This window comes from Enterococcus canis NBRC 100695, from assembly GCF_001544375.1.
GTDB classification, from domain to species: Bacteria; Bacillota; Bacilli; order Lactobacillales; family Enterococcaceae; genus Enterococcus_H; species Enterococcus_H canis.
In genome coordinates, this window is record NZ_BCQJ01000003.1 from 184764 (window position 1) to 209640 (window position 24877).

The following is a 24877-nucleotide window of genomic DNA, read 5'->3' on the forward strand; positions in this document are numbered from 1 at the left end:
CACCCAAATAAGAGAACGAATTCTCTTACTTGGGTGTTGCCTGCTTAACCAGTTACAATCCCTTATTTCATTAACCGCTGTACGTGAAGTATCAGATACATTTCCTCTTCTGGATATACCTCACAGGCCAATTTTTCCTGTAAGTAGCCAGTGACCAAGGCCACTGCTTCAGCTGCTTGTGGATAAAATGTTTGGACCTGTTCATACATGGGGGGTACTTCCTTCAGCCGTGCTTTTTGGCTGGTGATACGCTGAATAAAAAAGCGTAGATGTGTGACAAACCGCATATAGTTGAGGGAATCCTCATCTAGCTGAATACCTAGTGCATCTTCCAATAAAAGCGATACTTTTTGAATGATCTCCGTTGTTAATACGGTTTGATCCATCGCTTCTTTTTGCTGGCCATTCACAAAATGGAGGGCGATAAAGCCTGCCTCATCTTCTGGCAGTTGGATATTTTCATCATAATTGATCAGCGCCAGCGCCGACACCGCTGCTTGAAATTCCTGCGGATAGAATTTTTTGATTTCCCATAATAACGCATTTTTGACTAAATGACCTTCCCGAAAACGATGCAACGCATAATTAATATGATCCGTCAGTCCGATATACGTTAATTCACTAAATTGGCAATGGAGCTCCTGCTCCGCCTGTTTTAAAACCTTATTAACTAGTTCCAAGTGATTAACAGGTACCTCATCCAACAATTGCACAAATCGTTCACGCGTTTCCGAAGAATCCACCACAAACACTTTTTCAATCTGTCTTTCGTCAATTACTTGACCGGTTTTCTTGCCAAAGGCGATACCGCGACCTAATACGATCCGTTCCAGCCCTTTATGATCGCCTACCAAAACAGTATTGTTATTAAAAACTTTTTTGATGTACAAGGTTTCGCCACCTAGCTTTTAAAATGGAACATCAAAATCATGATGTTCATCCACTAGTATAGGGATATTTCAAGAGAAGTCAACAAAACTTCGAGGTTTTTTTGTCATTTTCTTTATGAAAACGAATAAAAAACGAACATTACTACCTGACTCGCTTTTGGTTCGTCTGTTATTTTTTAACAATTAAAAAAGCGACATCTCAAATGAGACATCGCAGTTTGCTGAATTCTTTTTAAAATGAACGGTAGACATATTGATTTGCTGGTGCCGCAACCGGCGTGACATTGGTTACTTGGACCACCGGTATTTGCCGTTTAAATGGTTCATAGTAATTCATTGCCAGAGTACCTTCCAATTGGACCCAATCATTGTCGTTAAAATCCATACTCTTAGGTGGTTGAATTAGTAAGCCAAAGACTCCGGAATCGGCGACACAGTGGATAATTCCAAAGCGAAAGGCAAATAAATCCGTCCGCGCCTCTTGCTGCGCTTTATAAATAAAGCCGGTATAACGAATCTTTTTCCCCATAAATTCACTAGGATAATTATAGATTAGCTCCATCACTTCTAAATAGTTACTATCCGTGATTTCTAACGTATCCCCTTGATAGTGACTCATGGCCTCATCCATCTGTGTTTTATAGTCATCTTTGTTGAAATACATACTGGTGTCTGGTTTTAAATATTGTGTCTGCATTTCCGGGTCCCCCACTGACTCTTTACTAACTGGAAACTGAAAACCCTTCGCTTCCACAATGGTGGTATCCAAACTAACCGTTGGAAACAGCAGCCCTACTAGTAAGGGTACCGCAATCACGCCGTAGCCCAATATTTTTTGCCAACCTTTTTTGGGAGTGTGATGGTGATGACCCTCATGATGCGCATGCTCATGGTCATGTTCCCCGTGGTCATTACGAACCCATTGGATCAGTTGCACCAACGCCAAGACAAAAGCCAAAATCATGGACAAGATAGCCAAATAACGGTAATGAACGTTAATATATTGATCTAATTTACCTGAAGACTGCAAATACATCATCAGTTCAACATAACCAGCTAAAATAAAAAATCGTATCATCTTCTTCTCCTTAAATCATCACGGCGTATAGTGTAACTGCCGCAGCTGTCAATCCAACAAATTTCAACATAAAGCTACCTTTAAAGTAACGCTTCATCATCAACAGATTCTTAATATCCACCATTGGACCGAAGACTAAGAACCCCACCACTGGACCAGCACCAAACAAACTCAATAAAGAAGAGCCGATAAAAGCGTCCGCTTCTGAACAAAGGGATAACGTCACTGCTAACACAATCATTACCAAAATCGCTAAAATCTTGGTAGAGCCTAGTTGCAACATTAGGCCCGTTGGCAAATAGGTTTGCATGGCCGCCGCAGCTAAGGAACCAAAGACTAGGTAGCGACCAGTATCAAAAAATTCATCCGTGCCATGGGTCAACACTGACCACGCCCGGGCGCCAATACTTTCAGCTTGCGGTTCTTCATGAACAACTGCGCATTGTGCGGGTGGCAACTCCTTCAAAATGCTTTCTTGACGGAAATAAGCCAACCACGTGCCAATCACTAAAGCCACCACAAAGCTACCTAATACCCGCCACAGTGCAAATTGGATATTATTACCAAATGCGATAAAAGTAGAGAAAATCACGATTGGATTGATAATCGGTGCTGTCAACATAAAAGCAAAAGCAGTATGGGCCGGCACATCTTTTTTCATAAACTGGTTAACAATTGGTACGATCCCGCATTCGCAGGAGGGAAAGAAAAAGCCTAGACCACAGCCTACGACTACTGAAAGAAATTTATTCTGCGGTAAAATTCGCCGGACCCGCTCAGGCGTTAAAAATACTTGTAAGGCTCCCGAAATGATGCAGCCTAATAAGACAAAAGGCAAGGCTTCAATGACGATAGACAAAAAAATCGTGCCCATCTGCAAAACGGAGCTGGGTAAAAAATCAAACATTGCGGTCCTCCCATTCTTGAAAATTCAACTAAATATACGCCGTTTTTTGCAAATACGCAAGTCCGTCAAAATGAATTTAAACTATCTGTAAGAAATATCACAAAATAACGATTGTATCATAAAAAAAACCGGCTTCCAAAAGTTAGCTGTTAGTCTAACCTTTGGAAAGCCGGTGCAGTAATACCATTTTTTAATTTTCAAATGCGCTTATCAGAGAATTTCAGCCGTTCCAATTTCTTCTTGCGGTTTGATTATTCCCGTCTTTACTAAGGTCAAACCACTGATTTTTTCATCATTCGTAAATACTACGACTACATCCGTAGCTTTGCCAGCCGCTTTCACCGCCTTCAAATCCATTTCTGCCAATAATGTTTGCGGCGTAACTTCGTCTCCCTCACGAACTTTGATATCAAAAGGTGCGCCTTTTAATTTGACTGTATCTAAGCCCATATGGACCAGGACTTCTGCTCCAGTTTTCGTTAAGATGCCGATTGCATGTTTTGTTTCAAAAATACTTGTAACTTTCCCAGCTACCGGTGCATAGATTTGACCTGATGTTGGTCGAACCGCAAAGCCATCCCCCATCATCTTTTTAGAAAAGACGGGATCGGCTACCTCACCAATGGCAATCACATCCCCAGCCGCTGGTGCAAAAATTCTTTCTGTTTCCGTCGCATAGACAGTGGTTGTAGCAGACCCAGCCGCCACATTTTGAATACTCGCACCTGCTGTTGCAAATTCTTCAGCGTACAGATTACCAGTAACTTCATCAACTGGATCGATTTTATTAAAGATACCCTGCCGGCGGAACACCACGGTCAAGCCGAATGGAACCACAATCGCAATTCCCATGGCGATGCCAAAAGCCAGCCAACCGCCACCTTCTGTACCATTGATGGCCAAAATACCTGGCAAGCCGCCAACGCCAATAGCATTCGCCCGCACGCCCATTAAATTATTGAACATACCTGCCAAACCTGAACCAATCATAGCTGCGACAAATGGATAAACATATTTCAAATTAATCCCAAACATCGCTGGTTCAGTAACACCCAAGTAACAAGAAATAGTTGCTGGAATCGAAACTTGTTCTTCTTTTTCGTTGCCACGATGTAAGAAAATCACCGCTAAGACGGCCGAACCTTGCGCGATATTAGACAAGGCAATCATCGGCCACAGATTAGTTGAGCCAAAGTCTGCAATCAACTGCATATCAATAGCATTAGTCATGTGGTGCAGACCTGTAATAACCAATGGCGCATAGAGTCCCCCAAAGATAAAACTGAACAACCAGCTGACTGATGAAGTCAAACCAGCATTTACAATGGCCGAAATGCCACTACCTAGCCACCAACCAAATGGTCCTAAAATAATATGGGCAGCTAAAATTGTTGGTAACAAGGACAGTAATGGTACAAAAATCATGGACACTGCTTCTGGAATTCGTTTGCGCAACCAGCGTTCTAAATAGGCCAGCATAAACCCAGCTAACATTGCTGGAATCACCTGAGCTTGATACCCAATTTTATCAATCTGTGCAAAACCAAAATCCCAGAACGGAATATCAGCAGCCGCTGTACCACCCACGGCATAAGCATTCAGCAGTTGCGGTGAAACTAGCGTGATCCCTAAAATAATCCCCAGTATTTGGGTCGTCCCCATCTTACGTGTCACACTCCAGGTGATACCCACCGGTAAGAAGTGGAAAATTGCTTCACCTGGTAGCCAGAGGAAATCATTGACCCCGTTTCAAAATACCGAATTTGAAACAATCGTACCATTACCAAAGTCAATTCCTTCTAGTACATTGCGAAAACCTAAAATCAACCCGCCGACAATAATTGCTGGAATAATCGGTGTAAAAATTTCTGCTAAGACCCCAATAGCACGTTGGACGGGATTTTGATTTTGTTTAGCCAGTGACTTGCTCTGCTCCTTAGAAACACCTTCAACTCCTGATATTTCTGTAAATTCATTGTAAAAAGTTGAAACGTCATTGCCAATAATAACTTGAAATTGGCCGGCATTGGTAAACATCCCCTTTACGCTAGGAATGTCCTCAATTGCTTTTTCGTCGGCCTTCTGCGGATCGTTTAAAACAAATCTCATTCTTGTAGCACAGTGTGTAACTGCTGCGATATTTTCCTTACCACCAATATCCTTCAGCAACTGCTCGGCATCATGCTGATACTTACCCATTCTGTCCCCTCCTAATTATTAACTTGTATATATAAGTTGTTGAGCTACTTTTATAATAACGCTTACAAAATGAATATGCAACTTTTTTTTAATAAAATACAAAATATCTTGTCTGCTTTGACCAAACGACTAAAAATTTAATCGTTTATTTTCATTGTTATATCAACGTTTTTATAACAATTAAAATTTTTAATCTTCCTATTACTTATGAAAAACATTAACAGGACTGCTTTTAGCCCAGCGACTGAAATAATTAAATAAATATTGAAATCACTTTCATTTCACGTTATGATTAACTTACATGTATAGACAAGTTAAGGAGGGAGCATATGAAACACGCAACGATTCAAGTAATAGAGCAAGCCTTGCACTTTACAGGACCAGATCAAAAAGCCATTTCTTTTGACGATACCAACATTAAAGTAATTCAACAGTTATGCGACGAGCAACAGCTTATTGGGGGCACGATTGAGTCCAGCCCTATCAATGTAACCACGACTAACGGACAGCAAGATCTCGCTCATTGGCTCAGCGAACAATTGAATCTGCCTTTCGCTTACCAAGCCGAGGATCTCGCTCAGGCCCAAGCAGATTTCCCATGGATCCTTCGTTACAGTGGCTACACACCAGGTAAAGATGAGTACTCCGTTGAATCTTTGTTAACTATTGGTAACGGCTTTCTGGGGTTACGAGGGACTACTCCTGAAATGGAAATTGCTGATGAAAATTATCCGGCGACTTATTTGGCCAGTTTATACGATCAAGCTGCTTCGAAAGTTGGCGATCGCACGATTTACAATGAGGACTTTGTCAACGCGCCCAATTTACAAAAAATTTATTTACTGATTGATAATGAAAAAATTGACATCGCTAATAATCATATACTGTCTTTTGAACGGGAATTAGATTTACGAACAGGACTCTTTCAATCAAAAGCCTTAATTGAAACACGGCAAGGTAAGCAGGTCTTGATTACCTCTAAAAAAATCGTCAGCATGGCCGCAAAACATTACTACAGTATCAGTTATCAAGTCACTCCTGTGAATTTTTCCGGAACACTCACATTAGTAGCAGAGGCCGATGGCGCGGTTTACAACTATAATGTTGCTCGCTATCGCAGCTTAACACAACGACATTTGACGATTGATAAATTGGCAGCAAATGGCGCTAACGCTTTGCTGGTTGCTAAAACAAAACAGTCACAAATCACTATTAGCCAGCATTCAACCTTGCATAGTGAGCTAGATTTAACTAATTTAGTCATTGAACAAACTGACGAAAAAATCCAGCAAAAGTTGACCTTTTCAGCTAGTGAAGGAACCGCCTATACCTTAGAAAAAACTGTGGCTGTCTACCAAGCGCGACCTCACGAAAAGCTACCAGACGTGGGACTATCCCTTGCGAGTCTCCCTAACTTCAATGCCTTATATAGCGAATCAAAAAAAGCCTGGCGAAAGCTTTGGCGGGAAGCCGGTTTGAAAGTTGAAGGCGACCTCATGTCACAAAAATTACTGAATTTGCATACGTACCATTTGCTATGTTCGGCGTCGCCTAATGGCAACCAAGGACTAGATGCCTCGGTCACGGCCCGAGGTCTACACGGCGAGGCTTACCGCGGACATATCTTTTGGGACGAGCTCTTCATTCTGCCTTTTTATATTCTTCATTTCCCAGAAACCGCTAAACAGCTGTTACTTTATCGTTATCATCGCCTCGCGGCCGCTAAAAAAGCGGCTAGCGAAGTCGGTTATGAAGGAGCCATGTTCCCTTGGCAATCAGGCTTAGATGGTTCTGAAGAGTCACAAGAGTTACATCTAAACCCCATTAGTGGGGAGTGGAAAGAAGATCATAGTCGCCGCCAACGCCATGTTTCCTTAGCGATAGCCTATAATGTTTGGCAATATTGGCATAACACCCGTGATCGCGAATTTATGATTGATTATGGACTGGAAATAATGTTAGAGATTGCTGCTTTTTGGCGGAGCATTGCCCAGTGGGATCCTCAAACAGAGCGCTACATCATTGAAGGCGTCATGGGACCTGACGAATTTCATGAAGGCTATCCTCATAGCAAAACTGGTGGTTTAAAAAACAATGCTTACACGAATATGATGGTGGTGTGGTTATTTGAAGAAGTAGAAAAATTGCAGCATTATTTTCCTCAAGAATTACCACTCATTACGAATCAAATTGGTCTAACTTCCGAAAAGTTAGCCGAAATTGGCAAAATTCGGCAAAGATTACAACTAGAAATAGACCCCGCAGGCATCATTGCTCAATTTGAAGGTTATTTCCAGCTGCAAGAATTAGACTGGGATTACTACCGCGAAAAATACGGCAATGTCTACCGCATGGACCGCATTTTAAATGCAGAAGGTCGTTCAGCCGATGAGTATCAGGTAGCCAAACAAGCAGACAGTTTGATGATCTTTTACAACCTAGCTAAAAATCAAGTAGATAGAATTCTACATGATTTGGGCTATAAGCTACCTGACAATTATGTTGAAAAAAACCTGCACTACTATCTAGCTCGTACCTCTCATGGCTCAACGCTTTCTCGAGTAGTTCATGCACAGTTAGCGGCAATGGTAAAAGAGGACGCCTTAGCTTGGCAACTATACCAAGAAGCTTTGACCTCTGATTACCAAGACATTCAAGGTGGCACAACCGCTGAAGGAATTCACGCCGGCGTGATGGCGGCAACGCTATTTATCCCATTGACCACCTTTGCTGGGATGGATATTCGCGAACAGCAACTGCACTTCCAGCCGCGGATGCCCCAAGCTTGGCAAAGTCTCTCTTATAGAATGACTTTCCAAGGTATCCGCTACAAGGTTTCTGTAAGCCATGATGCCCTTGTAATCAGCCCAAGTCACCCGACAACTATATTAGTAAATCAAACTGCTTACTCCTTAAATGCTGGAGAAGCAACCACGATTTTCTATAAGGAGGTACTATGAAGAAAGGCTTTATTTTCGACCTAGATGGCGTGTTAACTGACACGGCAGAATTCCACTACGAAGCATGGTCTTGGCTAGCTGAAAGCGTAGGAATCACCATCGATCGTATGTTTAACGAAGAATTAAAAGGAGTTAGTCGCGAAGAGTCTTTGGAAAAAATTCTGCACCTTGGTGGAAAGGAAGACCTCAATGAACGTGAGAAACGTCAGCTAGCTGCCCAAAAGAATACTCGCTATGTTGCTTTATTAGAAAATTTGACACCAGATTCACTATTACCCGGTGTGGCTGACTTTTTACAAGCAGCAAGAAATCGCCAGATCCCTTGTGTATTAGCATCCGCTTCAAAGAATGCCCACTACATCTTAAATAAGCTCGCAATTGATGAATATTTTATTGGCATTGTCGATCCCAGTACCTTATCAAAAGGTAAGCCACATCCAGAAATTTTCTTAAAAGCTGTCGAGCTATTAGGGCTTGCGCCCGAAGAAACGATTGGCTTTGAAGATGCTATCGCAGGAATCGCAGGCTTAAAAGCGGCCGGAATTTATGCAGTAGGAATTATATCTAACGAAAAGCTGCCAAGAGCTGATTTATGTGTCCCTAGCTTTTCCAAACTAGATATTGACGAATTACTGAAAAAATAGGATGATGGAGAAAACGTTTTGACAGGAGGCGCAAGATGAATAAGTTCAAAGAGATCTTTCTAGACTTAGAACAGAAGATTCTTTCAAAAGAATACCCACCTCAAACTATGCTACCTAGCGAAAATCAGCTAATCAAAATGTATGGCGTCTCCAGAGAAACTATTCGGAAAGCCTTGAACCTGTTACGAAATGCTGGTTATATCCAAAAGCAGCAGGGTAAAGGGTCCATTGTACTAGATTTGAATCGCTTTGATTTTCCTATTTCCGGTTTAACAAGCTTTAAAGAACTACAACAAGCCCAGCATATTTCTAATGAAACTAAGGTAGTAGAAATTAGGAAAATCGCCGTTTCACCAACTCTCCATAAAATTACGGATTGGCCAGTAGCCTCAGAAGCTTGGAAGCTAGTTCGCCAACGAAAAATCAACGGTGAGGTCGTGATTTTAGACAAAGATTACCTCGATGCTAAGATTATTCCGACTTTACCTGAAAAAAAAGCCGAAGATTCAATCTATGAGTATTTTGAACAAGATTTAGGATTGGAGATTGCCTACGCTCAAAAGGAGATTACGGTCGACCCTGTTAATAAGGAGTTACGGGATCTAATGGATTTACCCGCGGATGATACCCATGTGGTCACCGTTCGCAGCCTAGTCTATCTTGACGATACTCGCTGCTTTGAATACACTGAGTCTATTCATCGCCTGGACAAATTTCGTTTCGTTGATTTTGCGCGTCGTAGAAAAGCATAATTTCCCTAACAGTCGCTAACCACGACTGTTTTTTTAAGCAGGAAAATTGACTTACTTTTTATAAGGAAGTAAGCTTTAATTGCAAAGGAGGCGTTACAATTGTTTGAACCGATCCATTCTTTGGAACGTTTAGATGAGGTCATCGAAACAGAACCTTTCGCGCTGATCTATGTTTCATTGCCAACTTGTAGTGTTTGTCATGCACTCTTGCCGCAATTAGAAAGCGCCTTGAAGGAAACTGCCTTAAAGGCTTACCGCATTGATGCGCATGAACTACCACAAATCGCTAGCCGTTTAGAAATTATGACGGTACCCGCGGTGCTGTTTTTCGCCCATGGTAAGGAGTACATTCGCGAGGCCCGCTTCGTCCAAGTAACAAAATTAAAAGAACAAATCAATATGCTGATGGAAGTCGCTTAACCAAGGAGGAAGAAGAATGAAAATTGCTTTGATTGGAGCCAGTGGTCATGCTGGTTCAGAGATTTTGAAAGAAGCCGTTGACCGCGGCTTAGATGTAACTGCCGTAGTCCGCAATAAGGGAAAGCTAAAACTAGACGTTCTCACAATTGAAAAGGACCTATTTACTTTAACAAAAGACGATTTAGCTCCCTTTGATGTCATTGTGGACGCGTTTAATGCCCCTGCTGGCAAAGAAACACTTCATCAAGATTCTATCCAACATTTAGTTGACCTATTGCAAGGCAGTGGCAAACGGCTAATCGTCGTTGGTGGTGCTTCTTCCTTGTTCTTAGATGCCGACCGTACCAACCGTATGATTGACGGTGTCGCACCAGATGCACCTTTTTATCCAACCGCTCATAATATGTGGTTAGGGTTGAAGGATCTTTTGGACAGTCAGGATCTTGATTGGACCTACTTAAGCCCTGCCGCTTACTTCAATCCTAATGGAGCTAAAACAGGTGAATTCAAGCTTAGTGATGACCGCATGATCCATAATCATGCTGGTAAAAGTGAAGTTAGTATGGGCAATTACGCCATCGCTTTAGTGGATGAAATCGAAAATCCGCAACATATTCAACAACATTTCAGCGTAGTGGACGCGTAAACAGGACTAAGATAAAAGATAAAGACCTTCAGCAACTAGTTTTCGTTAGTTGCTGAAGGTCTTTTTTTAAATGGCAAAAAGCTCGGTGGCGTGATCAGGATCTGTGTCGAAAACTTCGAACGTCTCTCCCACACCCAAGTCATGTTCCCGCAAGGTGTTCTCCATTGTCAGGTGCGCCAGCTCTTTCATATTATTTTCTTTACTCAAGTGTCCAAGATAAATGCGTTTCGTTTGATCCGTCAAAATATCGGTCATGACTAAAGCACCATCTTCATTGGACAAATGTCCTTTATCGCCTAAGATACGTTGCTTCAAGCTCCATGGATATGGCCCCATTCGTAGCATCTCCAAATCATGGTTACTTTCCACTAGGTAAGCATCTGCCCCCTTAATAACGCCACGCATCCGATCACTACAATAGCCCGTATCCGTCAACATCACAAAGGACTTGTTATCCTTATAAAAACGATAAAATTGCGGTGCTGCCGCATCATGAGAAACGCCAAAACTTTCAATGTCCAAATCGTCAAAGGTTAACACTTTACCCATTTCGAAAATATGCTTCTGTTCAACTGCGACATTGCCAATCATCCCGTCCATCGCTTGCCAAGTTTGTTCATTCGCATAGACATCTAGTTTATATTTCCGTGCCATAACACCAACACCATGAATATGATCTCGATGTTCATGGGTCACCAAAACGGCATCCAAATCTTCCGGCTTACGACCGACTTCTGCCAACAGGGACGTAATCTTTTTGCCACTTAAGCCTGCGTCCACCAGCAGCCGTTTCTTTGGTGTTTCTATGTATAATGAATTGCCAGTACTACCACTGGCTAAAATACTCACGTGAAATGCTGGTGTTGCTGTCACATTCATCGCTCCCCTTCTTCTACCTCATTCATTATACATACCTTTGTTGCATTTGGAAATGGTCAAACTCAAGAAAGCGAGTTCATTATGAAAACTTAATGCCCTCGTTATTTTTCTGAAAACTGTGCCAGCCACTGCGTCATCAGCTTGGCAATTTCTTGCTGTTGTGTGGCGTTCGTAATCGTGGCCGTGCCATCTCCTGATTGTTTACCGTAGCTGCCAAAGCCCGCATGATTCCCCCCAGAAATTTCCTCATAAACCGTTGTTTTAGGTAAAAAACGTTTAGCCGCGTCATAACTTTCCCAGTTTAAAACTTGATCCTGACTAGCAGTTAACGACAAGACCGGCAAATTTTCCGGCAGTTTGCCTTTTTCATCGGGATAACTGGCTAAAAAAATCATGCCCTTGATTCGTTCTGGATGATTGTGGATAAAACGACTCGCCATGACGCCCCCCAGCGAATGACCTACCAGTACAAAATCCTTTTCTGGAAAAGCAGCCAAAACTTTTTCCGCCTGATCTGGTGCTAAAACAGCTAAATCTAAGGGAACTTTCAGTAAATAGACCGAGTGTCCGGCCTGGGCTAGCTGCTGCGCCCAAATACTATAACTGGCGGAATCCACTAAAGCACCTGGATACACAATCAGCGGAACCTTATCGCCGCCTTCAAAGGCCAAATATCCCTTTTGATCAATTGCTGTTTGACTAACCTCTGCGGCCTTTTCCGTTGGATGATGAAAACTCGCTGCCAAAAATAGACCACTAGCTACTAGCAGCATGGCAACTCCTAACGCTAACCACCGCCAAATCTTACGTTTCATATAGACTCGTCCTCTCCTTTCTGATAGTTCAGTTATTATACCATGCACTCTGAAAAATTAGCCTTTTAGAGGTGTCTAACATTTAGCCTATTAACTAAGTTAATCACTTCGCCGTGCCTTATAATCAAACCATTTATTGTTGAAGAAATTGCGATGGATACGGCATTAATTTACAAAAAGTCCCCCGACAAAAATTTTGTCAAGGGACCTTACAACGTTGCCTAATTTTTCTTTCGCTTCCAGCCGATAAAGACTGCTAACCCAATCAACGCTATTCCTAGTACAAAATAGAGACTAGTACTTTGCTCGTTAGTCGCCGGGTATTGGCCAGGCTTTCTTGGGGTCTTATTGTCAGTTTTTGGTTTCGCTGGTATGGCACGATTGATGATTGGTTGCAACACAACTTGCTCCGGTTCACCAGCGGCAGCTGCCGTGATTTCAAAGTTAACCGGTTCCTTTTGTAATTGATAACCTTCAGGCGCTTTTGTTTCCTCTACTGTGTAAGCACCTGGTGCCAAATGCGCTAACGTGACTTGGCCCTTTTCATCAGACATAACAGTTGCGATCTTTTTGCCTTGATGTGTGACTTCAAAAACGGCACCTGCTAAGACCTTGCCTGTTTCATCTGTTTTTTGCCAGATTACACTGCCTTGATAATTAATCATCTTCAGCTTAATAGTGTTAGGCTTGCCGGCGCTTTCCTTTTCGATTGTAAAGGTCACCGGGGTCGTATTCCGAATATAACCTGTTGGTGCTTGGGTTTCGATAAATTGGTAATTTCCCGGCGCTAAATCAGTGACGGATACTTGGCCATTTTCATCTGAAGTCAGCTTCGTTGCGACTGTTGTACCCGCGTCATTCACCACATCAAAAACGGCGCCCGCTAAGCGGTTACCTGTATCATCTGTTTTTTCTAGCAACGCTGAACCACGATAATTGACGAAATCACCTAATTCAATAGGTTCTGGATTGCCTAACTGCGGTGTCACTTCAAAAGCTTGTGGAGTGGTTTCTTTAAGATAGCCCGCTGCCGCTGCCGTCTCCACTAAGACATATTTGCCTACTGAAAGACCCTTCGCATAAATTTCGCCGGCCTCATTTGAAATGATTTCCTGTACTTCATGGCCTTCGCGGTCTTGGACCGTTAGAGGATCACCTACTGCTTTACCATCTTTTGCGACGTAAATCGCAAATTTGGCGCCAGCTAGTGCCGTACCGTCCTCATTAACCTTCCGTCCCACAACTTCGGCTTGATAGTTTGTAAAATCCATTTCATCCGTTATATCGGTTGTTCCTTCAGCTTGTACGACAAAATAAATCGGTTGACTATTCAGCACATAACCTGGCGCTGCTTTCGTTTCTACCAGTTTATAACTGCCAACACCTAAATCATCCAAATCTAATTCGCCGGTTTTTGGTACAGTAATCGTGCGGACTAATTGTTCCTCCCCATTCACGATCCGTGAAAGTTCAAAGGTAGCACCTGCAACGGAACCCGCTGAACCAACTTTAGTAATGACAGCTTTTCCCTTGAAGTTTTGGAAATCGCCCATATCAAAGACTTGTGGATCCCCCGTATAATGATCTGGAATCACGACTTTGATCAACGCTGGATTAAGAATATACGGCGCACCGTCATGGTTTTGCGGTGCTTTGGTCTCTTGGAAATAATAGGTACCTGGTGCTAACTTACTGAAGGTGACCTGTCCCTGACTATCACTAGTTGCTTTTTCAATTGGTTGTTGATTTTCATCCAATAAGGTAAATTCAGCACCTGAGAGTTCTTGTCCTTGACTATCAACCTTCCGAATCTTGAATGCCCCTTGATAGTCAGTAAAAGTCCCGGCGTCAACCACCGTTGGCTCGCCTGCAGCAGAGCCGCTGATCTCAAATGGTTGCAAGGTATCATTAAGCAAATAGCCGGTTGGTGCTTTCGTTTCCTTGAATTGGTAATGACCCGGTGCTAGCCCGTTGACCGTTACTTCCCCTTTTTCATTGGAAACCAGCCCACTAGCAATTTCCGCGCCCTCAGATGTCAAAACCGCAAACTCGGCATCTTTTAAAGGATTTCCGGTAGCATCTTTTTTCACTAATCGAGCCGACCCTTGATAATTTTTGAAATGTTCAGCAGCTATGACTGTATTAGGTTTGCCACCATGTTCTGAATCAATTGTAAAAGGAATAGGTGTTGTGTTCAAAATATAGCCTTGCGGTGCTTTCGTTTCAACAAATTGGTAATCACCTGGCGCTAAGCCATACGCTGTGACCAGTCCCACAGCATCTGATTGCAAGCCTAATTGTTGCGGAACATCTTGCCCTTTAGCATCAACCACCTTGAATTCTGCGCCTTCTAGACCATTTCCTTCAGCGTCTTCCTTCACCAGACTTGCGCTACCACGGTAATTGGTCATGGTGATATCCACTTCCGGTATTTGACCGTTGGATTCCTCATACACGAAAAATACATGGGGTGACTCGTTTAGAATAAACCCATCTGGTGCAAAAATTTCCACAAAACGGTAAAGTCCTGGCGCCAGATGATCCACTTCCAAAAGACCGTTGCGATCCGTTTGATCATTTTGCAAAGGGACTTCTTTCCAGAAGGAAGAACCCGTAATCTCTGTGGTCAATTGCTCTAACTTAAAGCGCGCGCCTATCAAAGTATTTTTTTGTTCATCGATTTTTTTCAAAATGACTTTGTTTGTCTCGTTAACGACAACTAAAGGCTGTGCCGCTTCGGCAGAACTATCCGCTGAAACCGTAACGGTTTTGCCAGCCGCTAGTTCATCAGAAATCGTATAGCCTGCCGGCGCAACAGTCTCCACTAATTTATAGTCGCCATAAGGTAAACCACCAAAAATTATACGGCCTTGCTCATCAACGGTCCCTTCTCGCAAGATATGTTCCTGTGCTAAATCCCACAGTTGGAAATGTGCCCCGGTTAATGGTGTACTGCCATCTTCACTGGTTTTTTGAATCACAATCCGACCGCGTTGACCATTAGCACTGCCGCCGCTGTTGTCCACTTGAACCAAGACATCTTTCCCGTCATCGCCTTCAATAACCTTACTACCAGTCCCACTAATATGCACATTATTCGAAACCGTGTCTTGTTTTCCGGTGACGCTGGAAAGAATCAAACTTCGATATTCCATATAATAGGCAGTCTCAATATGCGCCATTTTAACTGTTAAGGTCTGCTGTCCCGTTGCATTATCCGTCGCTAGTTCAACGGTATAATCTTCTCCCGCAGTCAATGGATGGTCTCGGTCTGGTGTGATATTTCCATCAGCATCAACCTTTGTTGCATAAATCGTGACTGATTTTTCATCTAGTACTTGATTGATAGAAGGCTGGTCAGTAATCACCACATCATCTAAAGTCGACTGCGCCCCATTGATCATTAAGTGCCATAAAACGTAATTCGGATCATCCGGATCTTGTACACCATCTTTTTGAACAGACTCACCGCCGTGTTGGATAGATACTTTCCCCGTTACTTTGCGGTCATCGCCACCATTTGTATAGTCCGCCACATTGTTGTAGCTGGCAGAACCATCAATAACTTTATCTGCTAATGACGTTTTAAAAATCACCGCATAAGTCTGCGCAACTCCTTCTGGAAAGTCCACCGTCAAGGTATGATTGTTCTCCTTTTTCGGTTCAACAATCGACGGCATATCCTCATTAACAGCTTCTCCGCTGATATGAACACTTCCATCGGGATTGGTTTGTGCCTTATAGACCTTCACACTTCCAGAGACATAAGCTTGATTATCCAGAATTGGATCAGTCAATTTTGCCCCCAATAGCTGATTCGCACTAAGATTCACAATAACCGTCCAGGTGATTTCTTTAGTCACCGCGTTATAAACGCCACCTTTTTCCGCGTTTAAGGAGAAGGGATCATGTGGTTTAAACGGTTTTCCATCCTCTGAATGTTGCTCATTGCCATCTTTGTCTGTCCAGTCGATTCCCGCATGATTTAAAAATGAATCTGGTCCGGTTTCGCCATCAGGATCCAAATCAGAAACATCAAAATCAGTCGTGTAACGGATGATAAAATGTTCCTCTGTTTTAGCGTACTTTCCCTTTAGCTTGATGGTAAAGCCCATTTCCTGGTGATGCTCATTGGTTTGAACTTGTAATTCATAGTCCTCCGGTGCGAAAAGCTCTGTGCCGTCCGCCGTTTCAATCGTCAATTGATAGTTCGTTTCAGTCGTGTGCGAAGGCGTTAGCCAGAGTCCCGGTACAGGTGAAAAGGTATCCGTGATTACAGCATCTTCCATATAGTACCCGTTCTTGTTGACTTCTAGCGTCCAGTCAACAGTCTTGTTGGCATAATCAGGTTTGCCTAATGATTTGACAATATTTTGCTGAACTGCCGTCCCATCACTACCGCTTTCTTGACCATCGCCACCGGTATCAACTACGACTTTATTGTCAACATTCGTATCATCAGTTACTAACGTATCAACTTTCGTTTTGTAGTCGATTTTCACGGCATAGTCGATATTATGTTGAAATTTCAGTACAAACTTATTCTCGGCCTCATCAAATTCAACTACATAATCATCAGGCGTTTTCAACGGATCCCCTATGACTTCATTCCCATCTTTGTCAAATGCCACTTTGTGTACAACTAGCGAATCCGGCTCAAATGCAAGATTATCACTCATGGTATCCGTCAGAATAGCCTGGTCTTGGCGAATATTTTTTTCACCATAATTGTATTTGATTTCCCATGAAAATTCTTGATTTTTCGAATCATAACCGGCCTTGTCCTTTTCGATTAATTTGCCGTAATTATTAGTCACCGTAGCTTCGGCACTAATCCCATCTGTCAGCTCATCGCTGGTAAGAACTGCCTCATTTTCAAAATGAACTTTGCCGCCCTTATCTGGAATAGCACTGTTCGCGATATCTGTTTGATACACTAAACGATATGCCTTGTTTGTCTTGCCTTTGATGGTGACATTTCCGTTAGCATCTACCGTGTAGGCATCAGCTGGCAACTTCGTCCCGACCTCCTTAACGGTGCCATCCAGATTCATCACTAACTCATATACTTCCACCGAACGATAATCAATACCATCAGGCCAATTCTCCGTTACTTTCAAATTGGTATGATCCTTCATTGCCTGATTAATGTCTACCGTCCATTCCACTTGGCTTGGATTAGGGGTGCGGTCAAATTGGCCTTGCTTATCAATCTCAGTCTCAGTGGCGGGACGAATGATGACATCAACCGGTGGCAAGTCATCTTCTGTTGGATAATGGATTGTGATGTCTCCCGGTCCATCAATATGGTTCGTTTCAAAATGACTCTCAAAATAGAAATCACCCTTAATATCGCTAGACTCCGTCACATCTTCTGTAAAAGTAAAGCGGACAGTACCATCTTTTCCCACAAAATAAGTCGCGTAGGTATGCCCTTCACTATCCTTCAATGCCCCTGACATTTCTCGATTGGGTACCAATTCTGCCGGCAAATGAAATTCAAAATAATCGCCCGCTTTGATTTGTTTACGGACGTCCTCTGGAATCTTCCAGTCATAAGTCAAACGAACGGTGGCATCCGCTGGAATTGGTGGTGTCAGTGGTTTACCGTCCTTGTCTGTAAATAAAATATTACTGTCTGTTAAAATTGTCCCCTCGCCGTCAGGAAAATACGTCCGAATATCTGTCCCCTCCGCCGCTTTTGTCTTAGCTGGAGCCTTTTTATCCTTTGGAGAATCCGATTTTTCAGTCGCATCCGTAGATGAAGTCGTTGAAGAACTAGTAGACTCTGTACTTGCAGACGAATCTGTGGTAGCCGTCGTTTCAGCCGGCTCTGATTCCCCAGTGGATTTGGTTGTTGCAGTTATTGCCTCTTGACTAGACTCAGTCGTTGCTTGACTCTCAGAGTTAGTCGTTGATGAGACAGCTGGCTGCCAGACAGCTTTTTGGTCATTGTATGAAATCGTGACCGTTTGATCGCCACTAGTACCATGTAAAACTAATTTATCCTCACGAGCCTTATCAGCTTTTTCAATGTGAATCTCGTTCTTATCAACATCAAGGGTCAGCTTAGGCTCAGTTTTTCCTGAAGCCCAACTAACCTCACTCACATCTAAATTCGAATAGCGAAAAACAGCTTCTTTTCCTTCCGGAATATTAACTGCTAGATTCAGTTGCGCATTTTTTTCTTCCAGTGCGCCCACCTGCCAATCTGGCGAGACCGTTTCAGCCACCGCAATCAAGGGCATAAACGCTTGTATCATCAATAATAAACTCATAAAACCGTAAAGCAATCGGTGTCGCATTTTTTCCTTCTTCATTTCAACCCACTCCTTTTTGATAATAATTCTTAAGTTACATCATCATTAATAAGGATAGGCTCTTTCGTTGAATAAACAATCGTTTTTCTCAAATTATTACTATAATCTAAAAAATTTTGACAACCGTATTTGGACAGAGTTTTCATGTGTTTTCAATCTGTTTTGTTACGCACTTAAAAATGATCGTTAAATAAAAAATAAGATTAATTAAATGAATAGTAATTATTGGAAGAAACAGCAGATGGAATCCTATTCAACAACAACTAGTTTGTATATCCTTATAATATTTTCAACTTTCCATTTGTATTTATATACAAATGGATAACATTCATATTTTTATCATTTTTATTATCGTACACTCATTAACAAAGTGTAATTGGTAGGAGCTTTTATATAAATTGAGTAAGTTTCACAATCTTACAGAAACATAAGTAATCCTTATCCACCAAATTATATGGTTTTATTAAAATTTGCAGTTGCCAGTTACGTTAGTTTGTGAAAACAATATCGAATTATTTGACGAATAGTATTTTTTCTAGAAATTTAAAAATGAGAAGTTTATCAGTGGATACCAAAAAAGAACCTCAAGAGGTTCTTTTTCTGGAGGCTTAACGATAGATAGAGAAGATGTGTTTATCATTTTGGTAACCCGAGTGAATATTACGTCATAGAATTGTAATTAGTACGCATGATTTCTATTTTAGTTCTTGGTATGAATAGCGATGATAAAATTAAGTATATCAAGGGATTGGGCAGAAAAATTTTTAATCCACGCTCTTCAAGTGAGGAGCGACTTGGAATTTGATAACTTCCTTCTTGAGTCGTTTATTTCAATCCACGCCCCTCAAGTGAGGAGCGACATCATATGGCAATGAAAATCAACAAGCTTGAAATTATTTCAATCCACGCCCCTCAAGTGAGGAGCGACCGATTGCTGAGTTAGACAACCTAGAATACTTTTGGATTTCAATCCACGCCCCTCAAGTGAGGAGCGACACCCTTTCTTTGGCCTACTTTTCATCTGGTTACGAATTTCAATCCACGCCCCTCAAGTGAGGAGCGACGCTACGTTAGTTGATGGGAGTGTGGAGGAAGTATATTTCAATCCACGCCCCTCAAGTGAGGAGCGACGCTTCTTTTTTGGTGGAAGTAGGTGAATCATGAAAATTTCAATCCACGCCCCTCAAGTGAGGAGCGACGCCTTAGAAAGTGACTACTTACCTGACGAGTGGATTTCAATCCACGCCCCTCAAGTGAGGAGCGACTTATTGATAATATGCCAGCTCACAAAAGCTATCTTATTTCAATCCACGCCCCTCAAGTGAGGAGCGACTTTTTGAAAAGCGCAATCAACCCCATCTATACCATTTCAATCCACGCCCCTCAAGTGAGGAGCGACGATATCGAAAGGTGGCTTCTTATGAATGCTAAAAGAATTTCAATCCACGCCCCTCAAGTGAGGAGCGACTCAAAAGCAAATACGCTATAAGTACAATACGGATATTTCAATCCACGCCCCTCAAGTGAGGAGCGACATTACTTTTTTTGAGCGCACCACCACGAAGGATGAATTTCAATCCACGCCCCTCAAGTGAGGAGCGACATTGGCACAAGTCAGAAATTGGCAACGGTATTTTTATTTCAATCCACGCCCCTCAAGTGAGGAGCGACAACAGAAGTTAAAAAGGAGGACGACGACAATGAAATTTCAATCCACGCCCCTCAAGTGAGGAGCGACGAGATACTTCAATCGGAGCTGATACGCAAGGGCAAATTTCAATCCACGCCCCTCAAGTGAGGAGCGACCCAAGGCGTACAGGCTTATAACCTTTCGTATTCGATTTCAATCCACGCCCCTCAAGTGAGGAGCGACTTCTTTCTCTCCGTCGTATTTCAATTCTTTGAAATATTTCAATCCACGCCCCTCAAGTGAGGAGCGACATATCGTTGTTTTCCACGTCCCAAGCTCCTAGCCATTTCAATCCACGCCCCTCAAGTGAGGAGCGACCATACCACGGTTCATAATGGTTATGATAATGGTATTTCAATCCACGCCCCTCAAGTGAGGAGCGACTTGCAATGCACGCTATTTTTACTGACTGCAAAACATTTCAATCCACGCCCCTCAAGTGAGGAGCGACTAACCGTTAACCTCATTATGCAACGTGCCGTCAGATTTCAATCCACGCCCCTCAAGTGAGGAGCGACCAAAAATGACCTCAAAAAAATCGTAGAAAGATGATTTCAATCCACGCCCCTCAAGTGAGGAGCGACGTGATTATACAGCGGGGTATTGGTCAATTATGGGCATTTCAATCCACGCCCCTCAAGTGAGGAGCGACTTTAATGTTCATCCCGAAAATATCGTTAGCAGTTTATTTCAATCCACGCCCCTCAAGTGAGGAGCGACTTTAAATGTTGACGTTTAACGGTTACGTTGGGTATTTCAATCCACGCCCCTCAAGTGAGGAGCGACCTAATTTTTTTATTGTAAACACCAAGGGCATAGGATTTCAATCCACGCCCCTCAAGTGAGGAGCGACGTCAGCTAAAACTTGTTTTAGACCGTTGACGTGTTATTTCAATCCACGCCCCTCAAGTGAGGAGCGACTTAAACACTTTAACCATCTATCAAACCTCCTTTTAATTTCAATCCACGCCCCTCAAGTGAGGAGCGACACTCGCTAATAACTTAGATGATTCAAACGAAGTAATTTCAATCCACGCCCCTCAAGTGAGGAGCGACCAAAAGTGTGGGACGGTGGGGACTTGCACACAGATTTCAATCCACGCCCCTCAAGTGAGGAGCGACTTTTGACTTGCCTTGACCCACCTCGTTTAGTAGCATTTCAATCCACGCCCCTCAAGTGAGGAGCGACCCGCCGAGGATGCTTACCAAGAGCGAGTTGAAATGATTTCAATCCACGCCCCTCAAGTGAGGAGCGACTTATCCACCCGCCGCTTATGATACGGGCGTGGGCGATTTCAATCCACGCCCCTCAAGTGAGGAGCGACAGAGTCTGATTAGTAGTGATTTGTATGCTTTACAATTTCAATCCACGCCCCTCAAGTGAGGAGCGACGTTTCTACCAGTTCCACGGATCAGGTAGGAGGAATTTCAATCCACGCCCCTCAAGTGAGGAGCGACAATCTCCCAACGATACATCTGCATCGTTAAAAAGATTTCAATCCACGCCCCTCAAGTGAGGAGCGACAGATTCTAAATTAATTTGTCCAAACGTGGTGGAGTATTTCAATCCACGCCCCTCAAGTGAGGAGCGACCAATCCAATTTATGGAGAAAATGAAGGCAGACGTTATTTCAATCCACGCCCCTCAAGTGAGGAGCGACGCAAAAATAAAGAATTTCATCTATATTTTTGTTTCTTATTTCATATTATATTTGTTTTCGATGTTTCAGCATCCGTATTTTCTAATAATACTCTAACTAACACATAAACTAATGGTGCGAATCTCTTAGAAATTTTATGTGTACCTTTGATTCGCACCACTTTTCTTTTTTAAAAAATTAACGTTTCTTCTACATTTATAGACTCTTTCGCTCCAAAATGTTCCACTTTACTCTTGTACTGTTTTCCTAGACGATAGATTCTTAATGAGTCTTCTTGATCATCCACGACAGCTAAAAGCTTGATTTTCATTTGCGTATATTCCGTCTGGTTAACGACGCATTCGAACACCGAATTTTGAACACGAATTCCATAATTTTGACAAATCTTCGCAACCTTTCTCAGTCTCCGCTTTCCTTCTTTTTCCACTGTTGAAACGTCATAAGTTACTAGTATCATCAAAAAAAACCACCTACTTCCATAAAAAAGGAGGGTATTCATCTAAATCACCGCGCAAGTATCGCGCTAATAATAATGCTTGAACATGTGGGACCAATCCCCACTGAATTTTTTCACCAAGAAATGGGTGCTGTAATTTTTCATTTTTCCTAGACTGCCAGGAATCAAAAAAAATCTTTCGTCCTTCATCGGTCAAAAGGACGGCACCACTCTCTTTTTTGAGAAAATGCTTGCCAGTAAGTATTTTTTTATTTATTAAATTGAGACAAAAACGATCTGCATATACTCCCCGAAGTTCTTCAACTAGATCTAAGGCTAAAGATAGTCTTCCTGGCCGATCTTGATGAAGAAAGCCTACATAAGGATCTAATCCTACCGCTTCTAAAGCTGCTGCACAATCGTGGGATAGCAATGTATAAGATAACGATAGTAGTGCGTTTACAGCATCCAAAGGCGGCCTTCTACTTCGACCGTTAAATCGGAACTCTTCTTTTTGTTGAAGAATCATCTGATCAAAAACATAAAAATATCTACTAGCGAGTTGGCCTTCTACTCCCCTTAGCGCATCCAAGTCTTCTATTTGTTCTCGGATAGTCACTATTCCCTCCTTTAGCTCACAAGAAATTCTTTTAAACAATGCTTCGTCGATGCGCAGTGCATGGTCTCTCGTAAAGCGTTCTAATATCCAACGCTGATTGAATAATTTACCGATAATAAAATTTTTTGCGATAGGTAAACTGTCTATTTCTGTTTCAGATATTAGGTACTGCTTTTTCCTTAATAGAACATTGCCAAAGGTCGGTCCTACAACACGACACCGGAATTTGCCGCTAGAGGATAAGAAAGATACCGCAATGTTTCGTTCCATACATTCCGACATCAATGCTGGACTCATTCCCACATAGTTATTAGTGACAATTCCTTCCAAATTATGTAAGGGAATCCTTCCCACTGCAGTATCCTCATTCCATACTACTAGGTTGGCACCATCAAGGCGTAAATATAGGTGCGGTGTTGTGATAAAAACTGTATTCAATAGCTTTTTCATTCCGCTAGTCTCCGTTTCATGTATGTCTCTACAGATTCTTTTTTGGATAAAACGGGTAAACACAAATCCTTTAACGAACAACGCTCACATTTTTTGGTGATTTTTACAATTGGTGTCCAACGCTTCTCCCAGTAAGTATGCATCTCCCTAGTAATATCACGTAACATTGCCACTTTATGTGTATCAATATCGATTGATAGACGATTTCGAGTTTCAAAATAAAACAATTCGCCAACGGTAATATCGGCCGCAAGCATTTCGTTTAAGCAAAATGCCTGCGCCGTCACTTGTAACTCGTCACTTAAATCTATTTTCTTCTTTCCTCTTTTATACTCCACTGGATTCACACGAAATTTATCTTGATATTTAGGTATGAAAACACCTTTTTCATCTCGAATAAACTCCACCACGTCACAGATGCCACTTATCCCAAGTTCGCGAGAGTGTACAGGAAGTGCTCTAACGATCAGACGATCATTTCTTTTTTCCCGTATAAATGGCTGATCTGCCTTTTCATGAAGATGACTACCTTCAACTGTCAACATGTTTTCAGCCCATTGTTGTTCAATATGAATCAGAGCCCACTGTCTTTTACAAAAAACAAAATGTTGAATACCTGAGATCATCAAAAAATCATCTTCTTGATACATCATTAAATACCTTCTAATTCCTGAACTGCTAAACCTTCTAACTCGTCTACCACGATATTGTAGTCATCAATTGAGTGTGGTACATCAATCTCCTCCTTCTTGGTTAACTGAACAGAACGATGAACTTTTGCGGAAGGATATTTTCCTAATTTACTTGGATGTTTCCACCAAAAAACTTTTTCTACCGCCATCGAACCTTCTGGTCTAGCTGCAGAAGCATCATTTTCGAATAATGACTGCAAGGCTTCTAAAATTTTTTCTGCATCTTCATCACTAAATCCAGTCTTTGCTGCTAACTGAGGATTGATACTGCCATTGAAAACATATAACCCGTTTGTTACAAAGTGTTTTGTTCCCATTGTGTCTGAACCCTTGCCATCACCTGGAACCGAGTTGACACTTTTCGTTATTTGCATTGAGTTGATTTCAACTGGCTCAATACTTTCGGCTAATTGAACAGAAACTGGTCCTCTGACGCCTACTGATACCTGAGAGCCGGAAAAAGCAAAAACTTGCCCAAAAGCGCGGACGTCAAACCACTGTGCTGCCGCAATACGAGCAAAGGCGTCTACATCTGCTTTTTTCTTATCCTTCAAGATTTGTTTTAACTCTTCGACACTTTCTGCCCTGTCTTTCAGATTTGTATACCCATCATCTGAACGATCAGTTGACTGGATAAAGATAGCCTCACCCATATCTTGCAATCGATTTCTGATTTTTCTTTTGATTGCGACATCGGAGACTTCTCCATACCCCTCAAAATCCTGTCTAGGACGGTTTCCATTTAAGGGATCGCCATTAGGGTTCGCATTTTTTACAGAAAAAACCACTTTAAAATCGTATTTGTTCTCCAAACTCATC

General features: G+C 42.2%; 15 protein-coding genes, 1 pseudogene and 1 CRISPR repeat array. Of the genes and pseudogenes, 5 read left to right on the plus strand and 11 right to left on the minus strand.

What is annotated here, in order from left to right:
• Window positions 1-62: 62 nt before the first annotated feature.
• From licT to treP, 4 genes and pseudogenes are all read right to left on the minus strand, one after another.
• Window positions 63-890 (minus strand): BglG family transcription antiterminator LicT, encoded by an 828-nt coding sequence (gene licT, locus ECA01S_RS06195; RefSeq protein WP_067392721.1) that lies wholly within the window; start codon window positions 888-890, stop codon window positions 63-65.
• A gap of 232 nt (window positions 891-1122) precedes the next feature.
• Window positions 1123-1968 (minus strand): TIGR03943 family putative permease subunit, encoded by an 846-nt coding sequence (locus ECA01S_RS06200; protein WP_067392724.1) that lies wholly within the window; start codon window positions 1966-1968, stop codon window positions 1123-1125.
• A gap of 10 nt (window positions 1969-1978) precedes the next feature.
• Complete coding sequence (locus tag ECA01S_RS06205) at window positions 1979-2875, minus strand: permease (protein ID WP_067392727.1); 897 nt, start codon at window positions 2873-2875, stop codon at window positions 1979-1981.
• Between the two features lie 210 nt (window positions 2876-3085).
• Window positions 3086-5074 (minus strand): annotated as a pseudogene (gene treP / locus ECA01S_RS06210) (PTS system trehalose-specific EIIBC component).
• A 329-nt stretch (window positions 5075-5403) separates the two neighbouring features.
• Here treP and ECA01S_RS06215 point away from each other — a divergent pair.
• The 5 genes from ECA01S_RS06215 to ECA01S_RS06235 all read left to right on the plus strand — a co-directional run bounded on the left by ECA01S_RS06215 (window position 5404) and on the right by ECA01S_RS06235 (window position 10496).
• Window positions 5404-8034, plus strand: a complete 2631-nt coding sequence (locus ECA01S_RS06215) for a glycoside hydrolase family 65 protein (protein WP_082703263.1) — start codon at window positions 5404-5406, stop codon at window positions 8032-8034.
• Window positions 8031-8678: a beta-phosphoglucomutase gene (gene pgmB, locus ECA01S_RS06220; protein ID WP_067392730.1), complete on the plus strand. Its 648-nt coding sequence runs from the start codon at window positions 8031-8033 to the stop codon at window positions 8676-8678. The genes ECA01S_RS06215 and pgmB overlap by 4 nt, the downstream gene beginning before the upstream one ends.
• Window positions 8679-8713: 35 nt before the next feature.
• On the plus strand, window positions 8714-9430 hold the full coding sequence (treR, locus tag ECA01S_RS06225; protein ID WP_067392733.1) for a trehalose operon repressor: 717 nt from the start codon (window positions 8714-8716) through the stop codon (window positions 9428-9430).
• 99 nt (window positions 9431-9529) lie between these two features.
• The gene (locus ECA01S_RS06230) at window positions 9530-9850 is read left to right on the plus strand and encodes a thioredoxin family protein (RefSeq protein WP_067392736.1); all 321 of its coding nucleotides are present in this window, start codon (window positions 9530-9532) and stop codon (window positions 9848-9850) included.
• Window positions 9851-9866: 16 nt separating this feature from the next.
• Entirely contained in the window at window positions 9867-10496 is a 630-nt protein-coding gene (locus ECA01S_RS06235; protein ID WP_067392739.1) for an NAD(P)-dependent oxidoreductase, read from the plus strand.
• Window positions 10497-10562: 66 nt separating this feature from the next.
• On the opposite strand, the gene walJ is transcribed toward ECA01S_RS06235, so the two are convergent.
• The 7 genes from walJ to cas7c form a co-directional block, all read right to left on the minus strand.
• Window positions 10563-11375 (minus strand): exodeoxyribonuclease WalJ, encoded by an 813-nt coding sequence (walJ, locus tag ECA01S_RS06240; RefSeq protein WP_067392742.1) that lies wholly within the window; start codon window positions 11373-11375, stop codon window positions 10563-10565.
• Between the two features lie 101 nt (window positions 11376-11476).
• A complete protein-coding gene (locus tag ECA01S_RS06245; protein ID WP_067392744.1) occupies window positions 11477-12190 on the minus strand; it encodes an alpha/beta fold hydrolase in 714 nt (237 codons plus the stop codon).
• Between the two features lie 221 nt (window positions 12191-12411).
• Entirely contained in the window at window positions 12412-18510 is a 6099-nt protein-coding gene (locus ECA01S_RS06250) for a SpaA isopeptide-forming pilin-related protein (protein WP_067392747.1), read from the minus strand.
• A 761-nt stretch (window positions 18511-19271) separates the two neighbouring features.
• Window positions 19272-21861: a CRISPR direct-repeat array (repeat unit 33 nt; unit sequence ATTTCAATCCACGCCCCTCAAGTGAGGAGCGAC).
• A gap of 169 nt (window positions 21862-22030) precedes the next feature.
• A complete protein-coding gene (gene cas2, locus ECA01S_RS06255; protein ID WP_067392750.1) occupies window positions 22031-22321 on the minus strand; it encodes a CRISPR-associated endonuclease Cas2 in 291 nt (96 codons plus the stop codon).
• A gap of 10 nt (window positions 22322-22331) precedes the next feature.
• The gene (gene cas1c, locus ECA01S_RS06260; protein ID WP_067392752.1) at window positions 22332-23366 is read right to left on the minus strand and encodes a type I-C CRISPR-associated endonuclease Cas1c; all 1035 of its coding nucleotides are present in this window, start codon (window positions 23364-23366) and stop codon (window positions 22332-22334) included.
• Window positions 23363-24019, minus strand: coding sequence for a CRISPR-associated protein Cas4 (gene cas4 / locus ECA01S_RS06265; protein WP_067392755.1), 657 nt, complete (start codon window positions 24017-24019; stop codon window positions 23363-23365). The genes cas1c and cas4 overlap by 4 nt, the downstream gene beginning before the upstream one ends.
• A complete protein-coding gene (gene cas7c, locus ECA01S_RS06270) occupies window positions 24019-24876 on the minus strand; it encodes a type I-C CRISPR-associated protein Cas7/Csd2 (protein ID WP_067392757.1) in 858 nt (285 codons plus the stop codon). Before cas7c ends, cas4 begins: the two co-directional genes overlap by 1 nt.
• Window position 24877: the final 1 nt, after the last annotated feature.

What these genes read in the sequence shown, in the direction of transcription:
- ECA01S_RS06200 (WP_067392724.1), bottom strand. Translation starts at nt 1,968, where the DNA reads ATGATACGATTTTTTATTTTAGCTGGTTATGTTGAACTGATGATGTAT.
- ECA01S_RS06205 (WP_067392727.1), bottom strand. Translation starts at nt 2,875, where the DNA reads ATGTTTGATTTTTTACCCAGCTCCGTTTTGCAGATGGGCACGATTTTT.
- ECA01S_RS06215 (WP_082703263.1), top strand. Translation starts at nt 5,404, where the DNA reads ATGAAACACGCAACGATTCAAGTAATAGAGCAAGCCTTGCACTTTACA.
- pgmB (WP_067392730.1), top strand. Translation starts at nt 8,031, where the DNA reads ATGAAGAAAGGCTTTATTTTCGACCTAGATGGCGTGTTAACTGACACG.
- treR (WP_067392733.1), top strand. Translation starts at nt 8,714, where the DNA reads ATGAATAAGTTCAAAGAGATCTTTCTAGACTTAGAACAGAAGATTCTT.
- ECA01S_RS06235 (WP_067392739.1), top strand. Translation starts at nt 9,867, where the DNA reads ATGAAAATTGCTTTGATTGGAGCCAGTGGTCATGCTGGTTCAGAGATT.
- walJ (WP_067392742.1), bottom strand. Translation starts at nt 11,375, where the DNA reads ATGAATGTGACAGCAACACCAGCATTTCACGTGAGTATTTTAGCCAGT.
- ECA01S_RS06245 (WP_067392744.1), bottom strand. Translation starts at nt 12,190, where the DNA reads ATGAAACGTAAGATTTGGCGGTGGTTAGCGTTAGGAGTTGCCATGCTG.
- ECA01S_RS06250 (WP_067392747.1), bottom strand. Translation starts at nt 18,510, where the DNA reads ATGAAGAAGGAAAAAATGCGACACCGATTGCTTTACGGTTTTATGAGT.
- cas1c (WP_067392752.1), bottom strand. Translation starts at nt 23,366, where the DNA reads ATGAAAAAGCTATTGAATACAGTTTTTATCACAACACCGCACCTATAT.
- cas4 (WP_067392755.1), bottom strand. Translation starts at nt 24,019, where the DNA reads ATGATGTATCAAGAAGATGATTTTTTGATGATCTCAGGTATTCAACAT.
- cas7c (WP_067392757.1), bottom strand. Translation starts at nt 24,876, where the DNA reads ATGAGTTTGGAGAACAAATACGATTTTAAAGTGGTTTTTTCTGTAAAA.